The organism is Paenibacillus piri (genome assembly GCF_004354045.1).
GTDB lineage: Bacteria > Bacillota > Bacilli > Paenibacillales > NBRC-103111 > Paenibacillus_S > Paenibacillus_S piri.
In genome coordinates, this window is the sequence record NZ_SMRT01000008.1 from 236,823 (window position 1) to 254,469 (window position 17,647).

General features: G+C 53.6%; 13 protein-coding genes and 2 riboswitches. Of the genes, 9 read left to right on the plus strand and 4 right to left on the minus strand.

Going from position 1 to position 17,647, the window contains the following annotated elements:
* Positions 1-223 precede the first annotated feature (223 nt).
* On the minus strand, positions 224-1,729 hold the full coding sequence (gene rlmD, locus E1757_RS18155) for a 23S rRNA (uracil(1939)-C(5))-methyltransferase RlmD (RefSeq protein WP_133230613.1): 1,506 nt from the start codon (positions 1,727-1,729) through the stop codon (positions 224-226).
* 184 nt (positions 1,730-1,913) lie between these two features.
* Here rlmD and E1757_RS18160 point away from each other — a divergent pair, with 184 nt between their 5' ends.
* Positions 1,914-2,873 (plus strand): ABC transporter ATP-binding protein, encoded by a 960-nt coding sequence (locus E1757_RS18160; protein WP_133230615.1) that lies wholly within the window; start codon positions 1,914-1,916, stop codon positions 2,871-2,873.
* 53 nt (positions 2,874-2,926) lie between these two features.
* The gene (locus E1757_RS18165; RefSeq protein ID WP_133230617.1) at positions 2,927-4,027 is read left to right on the plus strand and encodes an ABC transporter permease; all 1,101 of its coding nucleotides are present in this window, start codon (positions 2,927-2,929) and stop codon (positions 4,025-4,027) included.
* 26 nt (positions 4,028-4,053) lie between these two features.
* Here the strand turns inward: E1757_RS18165 and E1757_RS18170 are convergent, their stop codons facing one another.
* Positions 4,054-4,431, minus strand: a complete 378-nt coding sequence (locus E1757_RS18170; RefSeq protein WP_133230619.1) for a hypothetical protein — start codon at positions 4,429-4,431, stop codon at positions 4,054-4,056.
* A gap of 244 nt (positions 4,432-4,675) precedes the next feature.
* Positions 4,676-4,830, minus strand: a riboswitch (cyclic di-AMP (ydaO/yuaA leader).
* Between the two features lie 595 nt (positions 4,831-5,425).
* Positions 5,426-5,628, plus strand: a riboswitch (cyclic di-AMP (ydaO/yuaA leader).
* A 231-nt stretch (positions 5,629-5,859) separates the two neighbouring features.
* Here E1757_RS18170 and E1757_RS18175 point away from each other — a divergent pair.
* The 7 genes from E1757_RS18175 to E1757_RS18210 all read left to right on the plus strand — a co-directional run bounded on the left by E1757_RS18175 (position 5,860) and on the right by E1757_RS18210 (position 15,833).
* Positions 5,860-6,264: a hypothetical protein gene (locus E1757_RS18175; protein ID WP_133230621.1), complete on the plus strand. Its 405-nt coding sequence runs from the start codon at positions 5,860-5,862 to the stop codon at positions 6,262-6,264.
* Positions 6,265-6,644: 380 nt separating this feature from the next.
* Positions 6,645-8,324, plus strand: a complete 1,680-nt coding sequence (gene kdpA, locus E1757_RS18185; RefSeq protein WP_133230623.1) for a potassium-transporting ATPase subunit KdpA — start codon at positions 6,645-6,647, stop codon at positions 8,322-8,324.
* 21 nt (positions 8,325-8,345) lie between these two features.
* A complete protein-coding gene (gene kdpB, locus E1757_RS18190; protein ID WP_133230625.1) occupies positions 8,346-10,376 on the plus strand; it encodes a potassium-transporting ATPase subunit KdpB in 2,031 nt (676 codons plus the stop codon).
* Between the two features lie 42 nt (positions 10,377-10,418).
* A complete protein-coding gene (gene kdpC, locus E1757_RS18195; protein WP_133230627.1) occupies positions 10,419-11,039 on the plus strand; it encodes a potassium-transporting ATPase subunit KdpC in 621 nt (206 codons plus the stop codon).
* Between the two features lie 70 nt (positions 11,040-11,109).
* Positions 11,110-13,452, plus strand: coding sequence for a universal stress protein (locus E1757_RS18200; protein WP_133230629.1), 2,343 nt, complete (start codon positions 11,110-11,112; stop codon positions 13,450-13,452).
* Positions 13,453-13,678: 226 nt separating this feature from the next.
* Positions 13,679-13,906 carry a hypothetical protein gene (locus tag E1757_RS18205; RefSeq protein ID WP_133230631.1) on the plus strand — a complete coding sequence of 76 codons (228 nt, stop codon included), beginning with the start codon at positions 13,679-13,681 and terminating at the stop codon, positions 13,904-13,906.
* 139 nt (positions 13,907-14,045) lie between these two features.
* Positions 14,046-15,833: a B12-binding domain-containing radical SAM protein gene (locus E1757_RS18210; RefSeq protein WP_133230633.1), complete on the plus strand. Its 1,788-nt coding sequence runs from the start codon at positions 14,046-14,048 to the stop codon at positions 15,831-15,833.
* Between the two features lie 209 nt (positions 15,834-16,042).
* On the opposite strand, the gene E1757_RS18215 is transcribed toward E1757_RS18210, so the two are convergent.
* Together E1757_RS18215 and mnmM are read right to left on the minus strand one after the other, a co-directional pair.
* Positions 16,043-17,008, minus strand: a complete 966-nt coding sequence (locus tag E1757_RS18215; protein WP_133230635.1) for a type I phosphomannose isomerase catalytic subunit — start codon at positions 17,006-17,008, stop codon at positions 16,043-16,045.
* A gap of 53 nt (positions 17,009-17,061) precedes the next feature.
* Positions 17,062-17,646, minus strand: a complete 585-nt coding sequence (gene mnmM / locus E1757_RS18220; protein WP_133230637.1) for a tRNA 5-(aminomethyl)-2-thiouridylate-methyltransferase MnmM — start codon at positions 17,644-17,646, stop codon at positions 17,062-17,064.
* Between the last annotated feature and the right edge of the window lies 1 nt (position 17,647).

Consider the following 17,647-nt stretch of genomic DNA (forward strand, 5'->3'; position numbering starts at 1 on the left):
CGCAGACTGCTGTTTAGCCCGGATAAAAAGGGGGGGTCTCATCGTCATTATCATGACTTATGGGACACCCCTCATTTGGCGACATTCACGGGATCGCCTATCAATTGCTCGCATCGTTCATCTCTAGCAGCTTCCCCTCTCGGTACTACGTACCGTTCCTCCAACCGGCCTCCATTGTGCGAAATGCACCGCGAAAGCCGGAGACAATCGAATCTGTCACATCTCATGTTCGAACCATCAATATTACCGACTCCACATGCGCGGTCTGCGGGAACATGTCGACCGGCTGAATCCACTCCAGCCGGTAGCCGCTTTGCAGCAGCACCAGGCAATCTTTGGCCAGGGTGGACGGGTTGCACGACACGTACACGAGTCGTGCCGGCTTCGCGTCGGCGATCGCGGTGAGCAGCCGGCGCTCGCAGCCGCTGCGCGGCGGGTCCACGACGACCACGTCGGGCCGGACGCCGCGGGACACCCATTCGGGCAGCAGCGTTTCCGCATGCCCGACATAAAACTGAGCGTTGGCGGCGCCGCTCAGCTCGGCATTGCGGCGGGCGTCTTCGACCGCCTCGGGCAGAAGCTCGATGCCCCGCACCTCTTTGGCTTGCGGGGCGAGCCAGAGCCCGATCGTGCCGGTGCCGCAGTAGGCGTCGACGACGAGCTCTCCGCCCGTCAAGCCTGCGGCTTCCTTCACGGCATCGTACAGCTTCACGGTTTGCTCCGGGTTCAGCTGGAAAAACGCTCGCGGCGACAGCGAGAAGCGGAGCTCGCCCAAATGCTCGTCCAACCGCTCGCGGCCCCACAGAGTGCGGGTTTCTTCGCCGAAGACGAGCGGGGTGTCGGCCGGGTTGACGTTCTGCGCGACGGTGGTGACCATCGGCAGCTCGCGGCGGACCGCCTCAACGAATGCATCCGCCTGCGTCAGCTGCCGGGTCGCTGTGATCAGCGTCAGCTGCACCTCGCCCGATTGCTTCGCGATGCGTGTCACGACCGTCCGCACCGTGCCTTTGCGCGTCCGCTCCTGATAAGGCAGGATGCCGAGCTGCTTCATCAGCGATTTGACCTTGACGGTCACTTCGTTGATGACGGGATGCTGTACCGGACAACCCGAGATATCGACAACCTTATGCGTGCCGGCGGAATAAAGACCCGTCAATATATGCTCGTTGTGCCAACCGGTCTGCAGCTGAGCTTTATGGCGGTAGCCCCATGGGTCGTCCATGCCGTGAATCGGGCGCAGCGGCAGCTTGTCCATGCCGGCATAGCGGCTGAACGCCTCGCGGATCAATTCCTCCTTGGCGCGAAGCTGGGCGGAGTAGGTCATATGCTGCAGCTGGCAGCCTCCGCATGCATCATATACCGGACAGGGAGGAGTCTGGCGGTCCGGCGATGGCTTCTCGATCTCCACAAGCTTCGCCGTAATATAGGTGGACTCGGCTTTCAGCACATCGGCTTTAACCACCTCGTTAGGCAGCGCCCCGTTAATGAACACGGCTTTCCGTTTGTAATAGCCGACACCTTCTCCGTTGATCCCGATCCTTTTGATCGTAATGACGATCCGGTCGCCCGGCTTCACATCTTCGGCGCTGCTTGCCGGGCGGCGATTTGCGCCCATCGGGGCGCCGCCCTTTGCGTTCGTGCGTCCTGCGTTCCGATGATCGTTTTTTTTGCCGGCTGCGGGATGCTTTCCGGAAGCTGTCGTTTTTGCTGGTTTTTGCGGTTGGCTCATGTTTGTCTATCGCTCCGATACGTTAAGATATTGACCTTACTATATCACGTTCCTTGTCACTTGTGCATCCGGGGAGGGCGCGAATAGGATTATGCAGTCGTATAATGGTATACTATGGAAAGCAAGGGTCAATCCGGTACGATTTAGCGCGGAAGGAATTGTCCATTTGAAAGGAGCAGAAAGCATGGCAGAAGCTCAAACCGTCATCGAAGTCAAAGGTTTAATGAAAAAATATGGCGATTTTACCGCCGTCAACGGTGTCGATTTTGAAGTATACAGGGGAGAGGTATTCGGACTGCTCGGTCCCAACGGCGCTGGCAAAACGACAACAATGGAAATGATCGAGGGGCTGCGCCGGCCCGATGGGGGCACTGCGCGGGTAGCGGGCTTCGATACGCAAACCGACTTGAGAAAAGTCAAGCAGGTGATCGGCGTTCAACTGCAGTCGACCTCGCTGTTCGAGCTGCTGAAGGTGCGCGAAATCGTGCGGATGTATGCCAGCTTTTATCCCGAATCGGTGCCGATCGAACCGCTGCTGGACGATATGATTTTGCGCGAGAAGGTGAATGACCGCGTCAAAAATTTGTCCGGCGGGCAAAAACAGCGGCTGGCGATCGCGCTCGCGCTGGTGAACGATCCGCAGGTCGTCTTTTTGGACGAACCGACAACAGGCCTTGATCCGCAAGCGCGCCGTACACTGTGGGATATCGTGCTGCGGCTGAAGGAGCAGGGCAAAACGATTGTTCTATCGACACATTATATGGAAGAAGCGCATGTGCTCTGCGACCGGATCTGTTTGATGGATAGCGGCCAAGTCATTGCCCTCGATACGCCCAGAAGCCTGGTGAGCAGCCTGCAGTCGGACAGCGCGATCGAATTCAGGCTGACGGAGGAAGAGGGCGGGCTGCCCGAAGCGCAGGCCCGTGAGCTGCTCGACCAGCTGCGCAGCGTGCGGGAAGTGAAGCAGGCCGATCTGCGAAAAGATGTGTTCGTGCTGTACACCGACCAATTGCAGGCTTCGCTAATCGATTTGATTCAGCGCGCGGAGGCCGGCGGGTGGCGTATCATCGACCTGCAGACGCGGACAGCGACGCTTGAGGACGTGTTCATTCATATGACCGGCAAAAGCTTGCGGGAAGCGTAGGTTGACCATTTTATGCAATATTTAATCATTCGCTCGGGAGGCGGCTGCAAACCATGAACGCATACGTACAATTAACGTTGGCGCAGCTTAGAATATTTGCAAGAAACCGGCAGGTACTGTTTTGGACGCTGCTGTTTCCGATCTTTTTTATGGTGATGTTGGGCTCGTTTCTCGGCAGCGGGAATGCGGTCGAGCTGAACGGCATTGTGATCGATCAGGACGCGACGGAACAGTCCAGAACGATAAGCGGCCTGATGAAAAGCAGCTCGATTGTCAAAACGAGCGATTCTCAGGATCTCGAGCAATCGCTGGCGCAGCTGAAGCAGGGCGATACCCAGTTCGTGCTCGTCATCCCGAAAGGAACGGGGCAGACAATGCAAAACAGCGGCAAGTCGGGCTCGCCGGCTGCGCTTAAGCTTTATTATGACGAAACGAACTTATCCGTATCGGAGCTGGCCAAAGTTTCGGTAAGCCAGATTATCGACACGATTTCCAAACAGAGCGTCAGCTATACGCCGGTTCTTAGCTTGCAGCCGGAGGGCGTGCAGGCGTTGAAGCTGAGATATATCGATTTTCTCGTCCCGGGCATTCTCGCGATGATGATCATGTCGAACAATCTGAACGGGGTGGCCGGACAAATCGCCTCATGGCGGGAGAGAGGGGTGCTGCGCCGCATGCAGAGCACGACGCTGAACGCCTCCACCTTCATTGCGGCGCAAATTACGGCAAGGCTTGTATTGAACGGATTCCAGGCGATCATCGTGCTGCTGGTCGGCTATCTGTTCTTCGGCACGCAGGTGAACGGATCGTGGCTGACGTTGTTGTTCTTCATTATTTTGGGGACGCTCTCTTTCATGGCCACGGGCTTTATTGTTGCGGGACTGGCGAAGACGCCCGAGAGCGCGGGACCGATCGCCGGGTTCATTTCGTTCCCGATGATGTTTGTCGGTGGCGTCTTTTTTCCGATCAAAAATATGCCCGAAATCGTACAAAATATCGTCAAGCTGATTCCGATCTCTCATCTGTCCACCGCGTTAAGACAGGTGATGAATGTCGGCGCGCCGATAAGCGGCTTATGGCTGGAGGCCGTATTTTTGGCCGTCTGGCTGGCGCTGGCGTTTATCGTCGCCAGCTTTACGTTCAAGTGGGAATAACGAGCCTGCCTGCGACCCGCTTCGGTTTACATCAGCAGGATGAGACAGAGCAGCTCCACGCCGATCAAAAAGAGCGAAAACGCGATGCCGGACATACAGGTTTGCTTGAACACCTGGCGGCTGCCCATCAAAAATACGCGAAAGCAGAGAATGCCGGCCAGACCGATCATGAACGCCGTTATAAACGTGAAATAGGTTATGTGCGGAGCCGGAATGACGGCCGTGACCGTGAGCTCGAGCAGCAGGCTGAGCCCGGCAGCGACGATCAACAGCGCAGCGGCGCCGAGCCGGTACATCCGCTTTTTCCCCTGCTGCATACTGCGTATTTCAGGATAGCGCGAAGCGATCCAATAAATCCATTGGCACAACAGTACAAAGATGACGATCGAATAAAAAATAACCATTACAAGCTTCCTTTCTATAGGAACCCATATTTTTAAAACGAAAAGTACGATCGGGACAGCTCGATCAACCACTACGCTCCGGCACGATGCCTTGCATCAACCGGAGATTGGCGGCACCTCGGCCTTTCGATGCGGTTTTCCTAACGGGTATGTTTCCATACAGCATAAAAAAAGCCCGGAGAGCAGAGAAACTCTGCTCCCGGGCTTTTGGTAATTAGCCGGTCCTGCCGGCAAAGCTCGGTTGCGGTTCTCTCTCAATGCGCTTACGAGGTTAGCTGACGGATTCGGGCTTGAGAGCGCCCTACCCGGGTACATACGAGACTCGATGTACGGCCGGGATTCACCCCTTGACGATTGGGTCCCCCGTTTCCCTGTGCGGGAACTAAGCGTGAAACAAGTTATGAAGGTATTGAAACGTATCATACGATGTCAGGCACAACTTGTAAACCCCGAATCCGGGTTGTATTTCAGTAGTTTCCAGCTTTTCCGAGTGTGTAAGCGGATTCATGAGAGGCTATCCTTCATTTTCGGGTATAAAGCTGTCTATTGCTGCGTTTTTTGAAAATGGGCTGAAAATGAATTGAAAACGGGAGAGATCATGAGCGTGATGCAGTATAACGGAGCTTCAGCTCTGTTTTGTCGTGCAGGCTATCCGGAATTGGCACATTTGCAAGGCAGTTATTCTTTACAGTACCAGCCGGCAGGCGTAAGATACGACTCATGATTTACATCAAAAGTTTCCATTTTCAGCCGCTCGATATCGGCATTCCGAAAAATCGGGAAACGGCATCACGATCTGCTTGCGGTGGTGAGACCCGCGGGAGGATCGCTTGGGATGAATCCTGGCTCGATGTGCGGCGCACGTCGGCAGGTAGGGCTCTCACCGTCCGAATCCGGCCGTACTATCTCAGGAATCGATGAAAAAGCGGAGTCATGCATGACCGAAGCTTTTGATTCACGAATCATTGTTCAAAATTAACAGCATATGTAAAATGCTTTTTTATCGCTGAGTCCTTGGATGAACAAGGAACGGGGGAACCAAAGGAACGGATGCGCATTCGTCGGCCTTAAGACGGCTGCCATGTATTCCGGCTCCATGGGGTGAATCCCGGCAGTGCAAGCTACTTGCACCCGGGTAGGGCGACTCTCACGCCCGAATCCGACAGCTAACCTCGTAAGCGTACCGGGAGAGGCAACGATTGTCGTGGGCGAAACACGGTTTATTCAGCCGTGTTCTTAAGAAGCCGCGAGAAGAGTTAACCTCTTTTCGCAGGCTTCTTTTTTGTTGACGCTAAGAAGGATGCGAAACAAATTCCGGCACACCATCGGGTACGCCGTTTACAGCTGCCGAGCCGCTTTTTGAGCCCGCGCTGTAATGGAGTGGCGGCGTACTGCCTTCTTTTCGAGGAAAAAAGGAGGAGAATCGAAGTGGATCGGCAGGAAATCGACCTCGTGTCAGCACCAAACAAAGCCGGAGAAGCATTCATCTGCCATCTGATGCGGCAGGGCTTGCCTTTTGCAGCGTTGACAAACAATAAGAGCGAGAAGCAGCGATTGGAACGAATCGGTGTCAGCCGTATCGTCATAATCGATACCGCCTCTCAAAGCAAATGGGCGGTTCCGCAGTTTCCCGTCGGGAAAGTGTTTTTATTCGAGCAGAGCCTGAATTTATGCTGCCGGTACATTCAAATATGCCGCAGCTGGACGGCGAAACCGATTTACGTCATCACGGGAGTAAGCTCCCCTCGTCTCGTTTATAAAGGGCTTGGCGCCAATTATGTCATTCATTCGACAGGCGAGGACGTTTCCTTTTTAGTCGGGCTGAAAGCATGAATTTGGGATACAAATATTGCAGTTGGCAAACAATCTATCTGAATGAAACCGTTGGAGGGATTTATATGCTGGACCTCTATATGCTGCTGGCACTTGCCGTCACATATGCGTTGTTCGCCGCATTTCTGTCATGGTGTGAAAAAGTCGTCGAGGAGTCGGGAGGCGAACGCAAATGATCGTCGTCATGCTGTTTACATTGTTTATTTTTGTTTACTTGGCTTACACCTTGATCCATCCGGAAAAATTTTAAGACAATGCTTGCGAAGAAAGTTTGCTATTGCAAACTAGCGAATGCTTACGGAAAAAGATTGCTACCGCAAACTCGGCGGATGCTTACGAAGTCAGTTTTGCTACTGCAAAACTTGGAGGAGGAAACCCATATGGGCATTTTACAAATTGCCGTTGTGCTGGTCATTTTAGTTTTGCTGGTCAAACCGGTCGGAACGTACCTGTACGATGTATTTTCGAACGAAGCGAACCGGACCGATCGGTGGTTCTCCTTCATTGAAAGGCCTATTTTCAACCTGATCGGGCTTAAAAAGCGAAACGGCATGACCTGGAAAACGTACGCGCTCAGTTTTATTATAACCAACATTGTGCTTGTGGCAGTCAGCTACTTGCTGTTAAGAGTGCAGAAGTTTTTACCTTTGAATCCGAACGGTATCGAAAGGATGGAAGAAACGCTGACGTTCAATACGGTCATCAGCTTTATGACCAACACGAATCTACAACACTACGCCGGGGAATCGGGTTTGTCCTATTTCTCGCAAATGGCTGTCATCACGATGATGATGTTCACCTCGGCGGCGACCGGATTTTCGGTGGCGATCGCTTTTATAAGAGGCATTACGAGCAAAGGGGAGACGATCGGCAACTTTTTCGAGGATTTTGTCAAAGCGCACACCCGGATATTTTTCCCGATTGCGTTCTTGATCGCGATGCTGCTGGTGGCGCTCCAGGTACCGCAGACGCTGCAGCCGACCTTAACAGTAACGGGAGTGGAAGGTGCCGGTCAGCAAATTGCCATCGGACCGGTCGCTTCGCTGGAGTCGATCAAGCATTTGGGAACGAACGGAGGCGGATTTTTCGGCGTCAATTCGGCCCATCCCTTTGAAAATCCGAATGCGCTGACCAATGTGATTGAAATATTATCGATGTGGGTGCTGTCTGCGGCGCTTCCGTATACGTACGGTCTGTTTGCCAAAAACCGCAGGCAGGGCTGGGTTATTTTTTCGGCAATGATGCTATTGTTTCTGATGTTCTTGTCTCTCGTGTTTGTGTCGGAGTCGAACGGCAATCCGATCATGAACAGGCTTGGCATTGACGCTTCGCAGGGCAGTATGGAAGGCAAGGAAGTCCGTTTCGGCGTCGCTCAGTCGGCTCTGTTTACAGCGGTGACGACAGCGGCTACGACAGGCAGCGTCAACAATATGCACGATACGCTGACGCCGCTCGGCGGTATTACACCGCTTGCGCTGATGATGCTGAACTGCGTATTCGGCGGCAAAGGCGTCGGTTTGGTCAATATGCTGATGTATGCGATTTTGGCTGTCTTTTTGGCGGGGCTGATGGTGGGCCGTACACCGGAGTTCTTGGGCCGGAAAATCGAGGCGCGAGAGATGAAGCTGATTGCCGTTGCCATATTGGCGCATCCGTTCATTATTCTGGTTCCGACTGCGCTCGCGCTCGCAACCGAATTTGGAAAAACGGCGATTACGAATCCGTCTTTCCACGGCATTTCGCAAGTGCTGTACGAGTACACTTCCTCCGCGGCCAATAACGGATCCGGCTTTGAAGGACTCGGGGATAATACGCCATTTTGGAATATAACGACAGGACTTGTCATGCTTTTCGGCCGTTATGTTTCAATGGTCGCGATGCTTGCGGTGGCCGGTTCGCTGGTGCGCAAGCAGTGGGTTCCCGAAACCGTCGGGACCTTCCGCACCGATAACCGTCTGTTTGCCGGTATTTTGGTCGGAACTGTGTTGATTATAGGCGCGCTGACGTTTTTGCCCGGCATTGCGCTCGGGCCGATCGCCGAGCATCTGACGATCCGTTAAGGGGAAGGGTGGGTGACATCCATGAATACGAATAGAAAGACGTTATTATCCGGCAGTATTGTTAAAAAGGCTGTCAAGGATAGCTTCGTCAAGCTGAATCCAATCACGATGATGAAAAATCCGGTCATGTTTGTCGTCGAAACGGGAACGCTGATCGTGCTGTTGATGACGATTTTTCCCGGTTATTTTGGTACAGGCGAGAACATCGGATTTAATTTTACCGTATTTCTCATCTTGCTTTTCACGGTTTTGTTCGCTAATTTTGCGGAAGCTTTGGCGGAAGGGCGCGGGAAGGCGCAGGCCGATTCATTGAAAAAATCGAAAAAAGAGATGACGGCTAACAAAGTCGTCAATGGCGGCGTGAAGCAAGTGTCGTCAACGGAGCTGCGCAAAGGCGATGTTGTGGTTGTAGCCCGGGGGGAAATGATACCGGGCGACGGCGAGGTTATCGAAGGGCTCGCCTCCGTCGACGAGTCGGCCATCACCGGTGAATCGGCGCCGGTCATCAAAGAGGCCGGAGGCGATTTCAGCTCGGTAACCGGTGGAACCCGGGTAGTCAGTGACGAGATCAAGGTGCGCATCACGAGCGATCCCGGCGAATCGTTCATCGATCGGATGATCTCGCTGGTGGAGGGTGCAAAGAGGCAAAAAACGCCGAATGAAATTGCATTGAACACACTGTTGTCCAGTTTGACGCTTATTTTCTTGATTGTGGTTGTTACGCTGGCTCCAATCGCTAAATACGTGGAAATTGATTTGCAGATACCCGTCTTGATTGCATTGCTGGTCTGCCTGATTCCGACGACCATCGGCGGGCTGCTGTCGGCGATCGGGATCGCCGGGATGGACCGGGTCACGCAGTTTAATGTACTTGCGATGTCGGGTAAAGCCGTTGAAGCCGCAGGGGACATCAATACGATGATTCTCGATAAGACGGGTACGATTACTTTTGGCAATCGAATGGCAAGCGAATTTGTCCCGGTCGGTGCGGAGCAGGCCGCGGCGGTCGGCGAATGGGCGGCCATCAGCTCGATCAAGGACGAAACACCGGAAGGCCGGTCGGTTTTGGAATTGATGAAAAAGCTAGGCTTGTCCAATAACGAAGCGATTGCGGCAGGCGGACAATTTATTGAATTCAAAGCAGAAACCCGGATGAGCGGCATCGATCTGACAAACGGCAGCAAAGTGCGCAAAGGCGCGGTCGATGCTGTGAAGAAGTGGGTGGAAGCCCAGGGCGGATCGATACCCGCCGATTTGGATGCCAAAGGCAATGCCATCGCCTCGGAAGGCGGCACACCGCTCGCGGTCGCTGTAGATCGTCAAATTTTCGGATTGATTTATTTGAAGGACACCGTCAAGCCAGGCATGAAGGAACGGTTCGACCAGCTCCGCAAAATGGGAATCAAAACGATCATGTGTACAGGAGACAATCCTTTAACGGCTGCGACGATCGCCCGCGAAGCGGGAGTGGATGATTTTATCGCCGAGAGCAAGCCGGAAGATAAAATCGCGGTTATCCGCAAGGAGCAGGCGGAAGGCAAGCTTGTTGCCATGACGGGAGACGGGACGAACGATGCGCCTGCGCTTGCCCAAGCCGACGTAGGCTTGGCGATGAACAGCGGGACCATTGCGGCGAAAGAAGCGGCGAATATGGTCGATCTCGATTCCGACCCGTCAAAAATTATAGAAGTCGTAGCTATCGGCAAGCAGCTGTTGATGACGCGCGGCGCGCTCACGACATTCAGTATCGCCAACGATGTGGCCAAATATTTTGCGATCATCCCGGCCATGTTTACGCTCGCGATTCCGCAAATGGAGGCGCTGAACATCATGGGGCTCGGGACTCCGATGTCGGCTATTTTATCCGCATTAATATTTAACGCCGTTATTATTCCGCTGCTTATTCCGCTAGCGATGAGAGGCATCGCTTACAAGCCGATGAGCTCAACAAAGCTGCTGCAGAGAAACCTGTTCATCTACGGGTTTGGCGGTGTCGTCGTTCCTTTTATCGGCATCAAGATCATCGATTTGGTCGTGCATTTGTGGATATAGGCAGGGATTGATTGAGACTTGGAGGAAAGAGGTTGATCCAGAATGAATAATTCGGAGCATGCAGAATCGGAAAAGGCACGGTTATCGTTAGGTACCGCCGTAAGGGCCAGTCTTGTCTTTATTGTATTGTGCGGCATCGTTTATCCGCTCGTTTGTACCGGAATCGCGCAATTGCTCATGCCGGGGCATGCCAATGGCAGCATGATTAAGAACAGCAAGGGAGAAACGGTCGGCTCGGAGCTGATCGGCCAGAAATTTACGGATCCGCGGTTTTTTCAGGGGCGCGTATCCAGCATTGATTATAAAGCGGAAGCATCCGGCACGAACAACTATGCGCCATCCAACCCGGATATGCTTAAGCGGACGCAGGAATCGATCGAGGATTGGAAGAAAAACAATCCGGACGTGCCGGTTAACCGGCTTCCTATCGATCTGGTTACGAACTCGGGTTCGGGGCTCGATCCTCATATCAGCCCTGCATCGGCAAAAGCGCAAATTCCGCGGATCAGCAAACTGACCGGCTTGTCCGCAGCCGAGCTGGAAAAGCTCGTCGACGCTCATACGGACGGGCGCGATCTAGGGCTGTTCGGCGAGCCGCGGGTGAACGTGCTCAAGCTGAATGTAGCTTTGCAAGGATTGACCGTCGGATCAGCGAAGTCTTGAAGTGAGTGAAACGAACCGGCTGCCGGTCGGTCTATCCGCTTTTCTTTTATAATTAGGGGGGACGGCCCGTATGGACGATTTCAAACGCAAAACGCCGGAAGAAATTTTGCTATCCATATCCAGGCTGCACATGGGACGGCTGAAGGTGTACATCGGTGCCGTAAGCGGCTCGGGCAAGACGTATCACATGCTGCGTGAAGGACAACGAATGAAGCAGCAAGGCATCGACGTGGTCATATGCGCCGTGTCCACCCGGCAGCGGCCCGAGACAGTAGAGCAGATCGGTGATTTGGAACGCATTCCGAGTATTCATTGGATCCAGGAGCAGGAAGAAAAGAAAGATTTGAACCTGGACGCTCTGATCACGCGGAATCCTGAAGTCGTGCTGGTCGACGGGCTTGCCCACCGCAACCGCAAAGAAGCAAAGTTCGCTACCCGTCTGGAGGATATACGGTTTCTGCTCAGCCATGGCATCAGCGTCATGACAACAATCAACGTGTATGAGCTGGAGGGAATAAAGGAATTAGCAAGAAAGTTGACAGGCATCGAGGTGAGGGAAACCGTTCCGGCAGATACGCTGGAGCTTGCGGACGAGGTCGTGCTGATCGACGCCACGCCGGAAGCGCTATTGACCCGAGCGGCTGAAGGGCATCTGCGTATCGGACAAGGAAACCGTTACTTTAAGCAGGGTAATCTGGCGGTGCTTCGCGAGCTGTCGCTGCGGTTGATGGCCGAAGGCGTGAACGAGTCGCTGGAGAAATACAGGGACGAAATCGGGCTGATCGGTCCGTCCGGAGCGACGGAACGGATACTGGTCTCCGTACAGTTTCATTGGAACGGCTCGATTTATGTGCGCAGAGGCCAGCAAATCGCCAAGCGGCTGAACGGCGATCTGCTCGTGGTCGCTTTTGTCAACTCGAAGCAAGAACTGTCGAAGGACGCCGCGGCCTTCCGGCGGTCGATCAAGAAGCTGGCGGAAAAGGTGGGAGCGCAATTCGAAGAGCTGCCGCTGTGCTCGCGCCGGGCGCTTCCGGGCATTTTAGTCAACTACGCTTTGGAAAATAGCGTCACCCGGATTGTGCTCGGCCACTCCAAACAGACGCGGTGGCAGGAGTTTTGGCAGGGCTCCATTGTCCATGACATTTTGAAAAAAACGAGAAACATTGACATCTTCGTCGTGGCCGATAGCTCGGAGCATGAGGGGGAGCGCATCCTGCCCGCCAAGCTGTCCAGGCCGGAGGAAGAGGCTGAATGGTTCCGGCGGTTAAGCTCGCATGAGGTGGAGCAAAAAATTATCCGGATGAAAAGAGGCCGGTTCAAAGTGTATATTGGGGCTGCGCCCGGTGTCGGCAAAACGTATACGATGCTGCGCGAAGGCAACGATCTGCTGCTAAAAAACATTCATGTGCTTATCGGACTGCTGGAAACGTATGGCCGCAAAGAAACGGAGTCGCAAATAGGCCGGCTGGAGCTAATCCCGCGCAGCATCATCGACTACCGTGGTGCGAGGCTGGAAGAAATGGACACGGATGAAATCATACGCCGCAATCCTGACGTTGTGCTTGTGGATGAGCTGGCGCATACGAATGTGCCCGGAAGCAAAAACAAGAAAAGATACGAGGACGTTCTCGATATTTTAGCAGCCGGCATCTCGGTCATTTCGACCGTGAACGTGCAGCATCTGGAAAGCTTGAACGATGCGGTGGAGCAAATTACGGGCGTAAGGGTCAGAGAAACGGTGCCGGATCATATTTTGCGGCTGGCGGATGAGGTGCAGCTCATCGACGTCGCCCCCCAAACCCTGCAGCAGCGGATGAAAGAGGGCCATATTTATGCGCGGGAGAAAGTGAACCAGGCGCTCAGCCATTTTTTCAAAACAGGGAATCTGATTGCGCTGCGCGAGCTGGCTTTAAGAGAAATTGCCGATGACGTGGATGAGCGGCTGGAATCTTGGGAGCGGCGCGGCTCGCTGCGCGGCCCATGGCGGAGGAAGGAGGTCATCTTCGTCTGCGTGGATGCGGATTCCCATGCCGAGCGACTCATTCGCAGAGGCTTTCGGATCGCACACCGGCTTAAGGCCGTGTGGTATGTGGCATATGTGCAGCTGGAGCGTGATGGCCTGACCGATGAAATCGCGCAGCAACTGGATGCGGCCCGGAAGCTGACGCTTCGGCTCGGCGGAACGTTCGAAACGATCCCCTCCGACAGGCGCAAACGGATCGCCGATGCGCTGATGGCCAAAGCCAATGCGTATAAAGCGACACAGCTGATTTTGGGGCAGTCCAAATTTTCGATATGGAAGCAATTGCGGAATGGCTCGCTTGTCAAAAGATTGCTCCGAAAGGCAAGGCATATCGACGTGCTGGTAGTTGCCTATTATGATCCTCAGCATGCCGTCGCACAAGATAAATGAATATGCAACTAACTTCTGTCGAAAGGGCTCCGATCCGGAGTTCTTTTTTGACATAAAGGCGAACGTTCTTACATATATTTCTTTTCATTGGGTTATACTGCTTCAGACGGGGCAGATTTAACAAAATGTTCACTGTCTGTTAATGCTGCGTTCATGTTAGACGCGTAAGATGATAGTGTGAACAGCAACAGACAAACTACGAATTCAAAAAAAGGAGCATACAACGATGATCTTATATCAAATGGCGAAACGGATGGAGCAGCGAAAACGGCTGAAGCAAACGATTGAACAATCGGAAGGCGACAAGCAGCATCTGGTCACGCAAAAGGAATTGGTGGAGGAGCAACTGCTGACGCAAAAGATGCGCTGGACCGAAGAAGGCAGCGACGAATTTACGTTAAGCGCGATGACGCCGGAAGCGGTAGTGCCGCAGGAAAATACAACCTGGTTGTAGCGGGAAAATGGAATGAACCTTAACAAGGCGTTCCATTTTCTTTTTTTTTTGGCCGCAAATGGACTTGCTTCACTTTGGCGGTCATTGGGTGTAGAATAAGGTACACAACGAAACTGCTTATAAAAGAGGTAAAGTGCTTATGAAAGTCGTCTTGTCGACATTGAATGCCAAATATATCCACACATCGCTGGCGCTGCGCTATTTGAAGGCGTTTTGCGGCGGCGATTTTGCCATAGACATAACCGAATACACGATTAAAGACCCGGCTATGAACATCGTATCGGATTTGTTTCAGAAGCAGCCCGATGTCATCGGGTTTTCTTGCTATATATGGAACATCGAAGAAACGATTACCGTCATCAATATGCTGAAAAAAATTAACCCCCGGCTTACGATCGTGCTCGGCGGGCCCGAGGTGTCCTACGATACGGAATATTGGATGGAGCGGATTCCCGAGGTCGATTATATCGTGATGGGCGAGGGGGAAGAGACGTTCCATCATTTGCTGAAAGAGCTGAGCGGAGATCGTGCGTTTTACAGCGTGTTCGGAACGGCTTACCGCAAGGAAGGCAGGGTCATCATTAACCCGCCGCGTCCGAAGCTGCAGCTCGACGATATTCCGTCGCCGCACCGGTTTGCCGAAGATATTCCAAGCCTGGCCAACCGTGTCGTCTATTTTGAGACAAGCCGCGGTTGTCCGTTCAGCTGCCAGTTTTGCCTGTCCTCAATCGAAGTCGGCGTCCGTTATTTCGATATGGAGCGTACGAAGAGCGACCTGCTCTATTTGATCGATTCGGGCGCCAAGCTGATCAAGTTCGTGGACCGGACGTTTAACATCAAGCGCGATTATGCGATGGAAATCTTCGAATTTCTGATCGAGAATCACCGCGGCTGCGTGTTCCAATTCGAGATAACGGCCGATATTATGCGCCCCGAGGTGCTTGATTATTTGGCGGAGCACGCCCCGACCGGCGTATTCCGCTTTGAGATCGGCGTGCAATCGACGAACGATTTGACGAACAGTCTGGTCAAGCGCCGGCAAAATTTCACCAAGCTGACGCGTACCGTTACCAAGGTGAAGGAGAGCGGCAAAATTGACCAGCATCTCGATCTGATTGCAGGGCTTCCCGAGGAAAATTACGATTCGTTCCGCAAAACGTTTAACGATGTGTTTGAACTGGGGCCGGAGGAGCTGCAGCTCGGTTTTCTGAAAATGCTGCGCGGAACCGGCATGCGCGCCGACGCGGAAAAATACGGTTACAAATATATGGATCATGCGCCGTACGAAATTCTCGGCAACGACATCTTGCCATTCTCTGACCTGGTGCGGATTAAGCGGGTGGAGGACGTCCTGGAAAAATATTGGAATGCGCATCGGCTGGATCATACCGTCACTTATTTGATTCGCGAGGAGTTTCCGTCTGCGTTCGATTTTTTTCAGCAGTTCGGCGATTATTGGGAAGCCAGGGGCTGGCAAAAGATCGGCCACCAGCTGGAAGACCTGTTCACCCGTCTGCGTGCCTTCCTGCTTCACCGCGGCACGCGGCAGCCGGATATAATCGATGGTTTGATGAAGCTCGATTACTTCTTGAATCATAAGTACAAGCCGCGCAAAATATGGTGGGATTTTACGCTGGACAAGGCGAAGCAGTCGGATTATTTCCGTCTGCTGGCCGACAGTCCGGACATCGTATCGCCATCGTTCGCGGCGCTTCGGATCGGCGAAAAGGACCTGCACAAGCATGTGATGCTGGAAGTGCTGCCTTTCCGGCTTGACCGCTATTTGGCGGAAGGGCGCCTGAACGGGGATGACAGCGCAGAGCCTCAGCTGCTGATCGTTTACTTCCCGCCTGACGCTGTCACGCGCGCGCAGCATTTTACGCTGGACTTGGCGGCGGCAGTGTTCCCGACACCGACGACAACTTAAACAGCATGACAACCTCCGGCTAGCCGCGGATGTGAAACAATGCGGCGGCCGGAGGTTTTTTGCTTTGCTGTGCTGTGCCAGCCTTGACAAACGCGGCTCAGACGGCGATAAGCTGTGGTTCGGTACAGTCCAGTAAAACAAAAAAAACCTCCAAAACCACTGGAAACGTGGAATTTGGAGGTTTTTGCTGAATTGTCGGCAGGCTTGGGTTATGGCAAATAACTGCGCAGCACCGTCATCGAGCCAGTTAATGTATAATCCCCGAGATTCGCCGGCAGCAGGTAGCATTCGCCCGGTTTGACCGGCAGCTCTCCATCCGCCCAACGAATGGAGCCCGTGCCATCGCAAATGATGTGGATGACGAAGCTGTCCGCACTTGTTCGCAGCGGCCATTCCTGTTTGACGTTTCCTTTTTCCGTAATAAAGAAGGGGGAACGAGCCAAAGTAAGCCATTCATTATCGGCCGACAGGTTGGTTTTCATATGAGAGGCTCCCGAGCCTTCATAGGCGATCACATTCAACGAATCTTCGATGTGCAGCTCGCGCGGCTTTCCGTCCAGGCCTAAGCGGTTGTAATCATACAAGCGGTAGGTGCTGTCGGAATTTTGCTGGATTTCGGCGACCAGCACGCCGGCCCCTAAAGCATGGACCGTTCCGGCCGGTATGTAAAACGAATCGCCGCGCTCGACCGTGATTTCGCGAAGGCAGTCCATGATCCGGTTGTCCGCGATCGCTTCGGCCAACTGCTCGCGGGTTGCTCCGTCCTGCAAGCCGTAAATAATTTTAGCGCCCGGCTTGGCGTCGAGAATGTACCACATTTCGGTTTTCCCAAGCTCTCCCTGCGGCAGTCTGTCATAGTCGTCGTTCGGATGCACCTGGACGGACAGGTCGTCCTGACAATCGAGCAGCTTGATAAGCAGCGGAAAGCGGCCGGTTTTCGCGGAAAAGCCTTTGCTTCCGAAAATGTCTTTGCCGTACTGCTCGCGCAACTGATCCAAGCCAAGTCCGGCCCATTCGCCATTGATCACTTTCGTCGTACCGTTCGGGTGATCGCCGATCATCCAGCCTTCGCCGATCGGTCCTTCAGGGAGCGTCAAGCCGAATTGCTCCAGCGCGCGGCCGCCCCAGACGCGTTCTTTCATCTCCGGTTGAAATAATAAAGGGTATGGTTTCAAACTGTCTCCCCACTTTTCTATTATAATAGTAGTTTCATCTAACAAGCATTATATCAATCGGCCGACCGCTTTTCTACGGCTATCAAATAGGGCGGGTGGTTTTGCTGGTTCATGAACCGGTATTCCAGCACTTGAAACTGCTGCTGAGGCAGCTGCTCGGCCCATTGCCGGACCGCCAGAGCTTCCTGTTCTCCCCCTTCGTGTCCCGTATATAAGACGACGGTCAAAATACCGCCCTTGCGAAGCAGTTTGGCAGACTTCTGCAGCGCCGGTATGGTAGAAGCGGGTGTTGTAACGGTGTCATGATCGTTGCCGGGAAGGTAGCCCAAATTAAACATCACCGCCCCGAGCCGTCCGTGCAAAGCTTCCGGCAGTACGGCTTCGAGCTGGTCATGACTGCGCAAATGCAGCCGGACATGCGAATAGTCCGGCTGTTCCTTCCTTATGCGCTGTCCGGTTTTATCCAGTGCCTGCTGCTGGATATCAAAAGCATCGACAGAGCCTTCCGGACCGACGAGTTTGGCCAAAAACAGCGTATCGACGCCGTTGCCGGCGGTGGCGTCGACAACCGCCTCGCCCGGAGCGATTCGCTCCTCGATCAGCTTATGGGCATAGCTGAGAATCGACAGGAAACCCATA

What these genes read in the sequence shown, in the direction of transcription:
- kdpA (WP_133230623.1), top strand. Translation starts at nt 6,645, where the DNA reads ATGGGCATTTTACAAATTGCCGTTGTGCTGGTCATTTTAGTTTTGCTG.
- rlmD (WP_133230613.1), bottom strand. Translation starts at nt 1,729, where the DNA reads ATGAGCCAACCGCAAAAACCAGCAAAAACGACAGCTTCCGGAAAGCAT.
- E1757_RS18210 (WP_133230633.1), top strand. Translation starts at nt 14,046, where the DNA reads ATGAAAGTCGTCTTGTCGACATTGAATGCCAAATATATCCACACATCG.
- E1757_RS18160 (WP_133230615.1), top strand. Translation starts at nt 1,914, where the DNA reads ATGGCAGAAGCTCAAACCGTCATCGAAGTCAAAGGTTTAATGAAAAAA.
- E1757_RS18165 (WP_133230617.1), top strand. Translation starts at nt 2,927, where the DNA reads ATGAACGCATACGTACAATTAACGTTGGCGCAGCTTAGAATATTTGCA.
- kdpB (WP_133230625.1), top strand. Translation starts at nt 8,346, where the DNA reads ATGAATACGAATAGAAAGACGTTATTATCCGGCAGTATTGTTAAAAAG.
- E1757_RS18205 (WP_133230631.1), top strand. Translation starts at nt 13,679, where the DNA reads ATGATCTTATATCAAATGGCGAAACGGATGGAGCAGCGAAAACGGCTG.
- mnmM (WP_133230637.1), bottom strand. Translation starts at nt 17,646, where the DNA reads ATGGGTTTCCTGTCGATTCTCAGCTATGCCCATAAGCTGATCGAGGAG.
- E1757_RS18170 (WP_133230619.1), bottom strand. Translation starts at nt 4,431, where the DNA reads ATGGTTATTTTTTATTCGATCGTCATCTTTGTACTGTTGTGCCAATGG.
- kdpC (WP_133230627.1), top strand. Translation starts at nt 10,419, where the DNA reads ATGAATAATTCGGAGCATGCAGAATCGGAAAAGGCACGGTTATCGTTA.
- E1757_RS18200 (WP_133230629.1), top strand. Translation starts at nt 11,110, where the DNA reads ATGGACGATTTCAAACGCAAAACGCCGGAAGAAATTTTGCTATCCATA.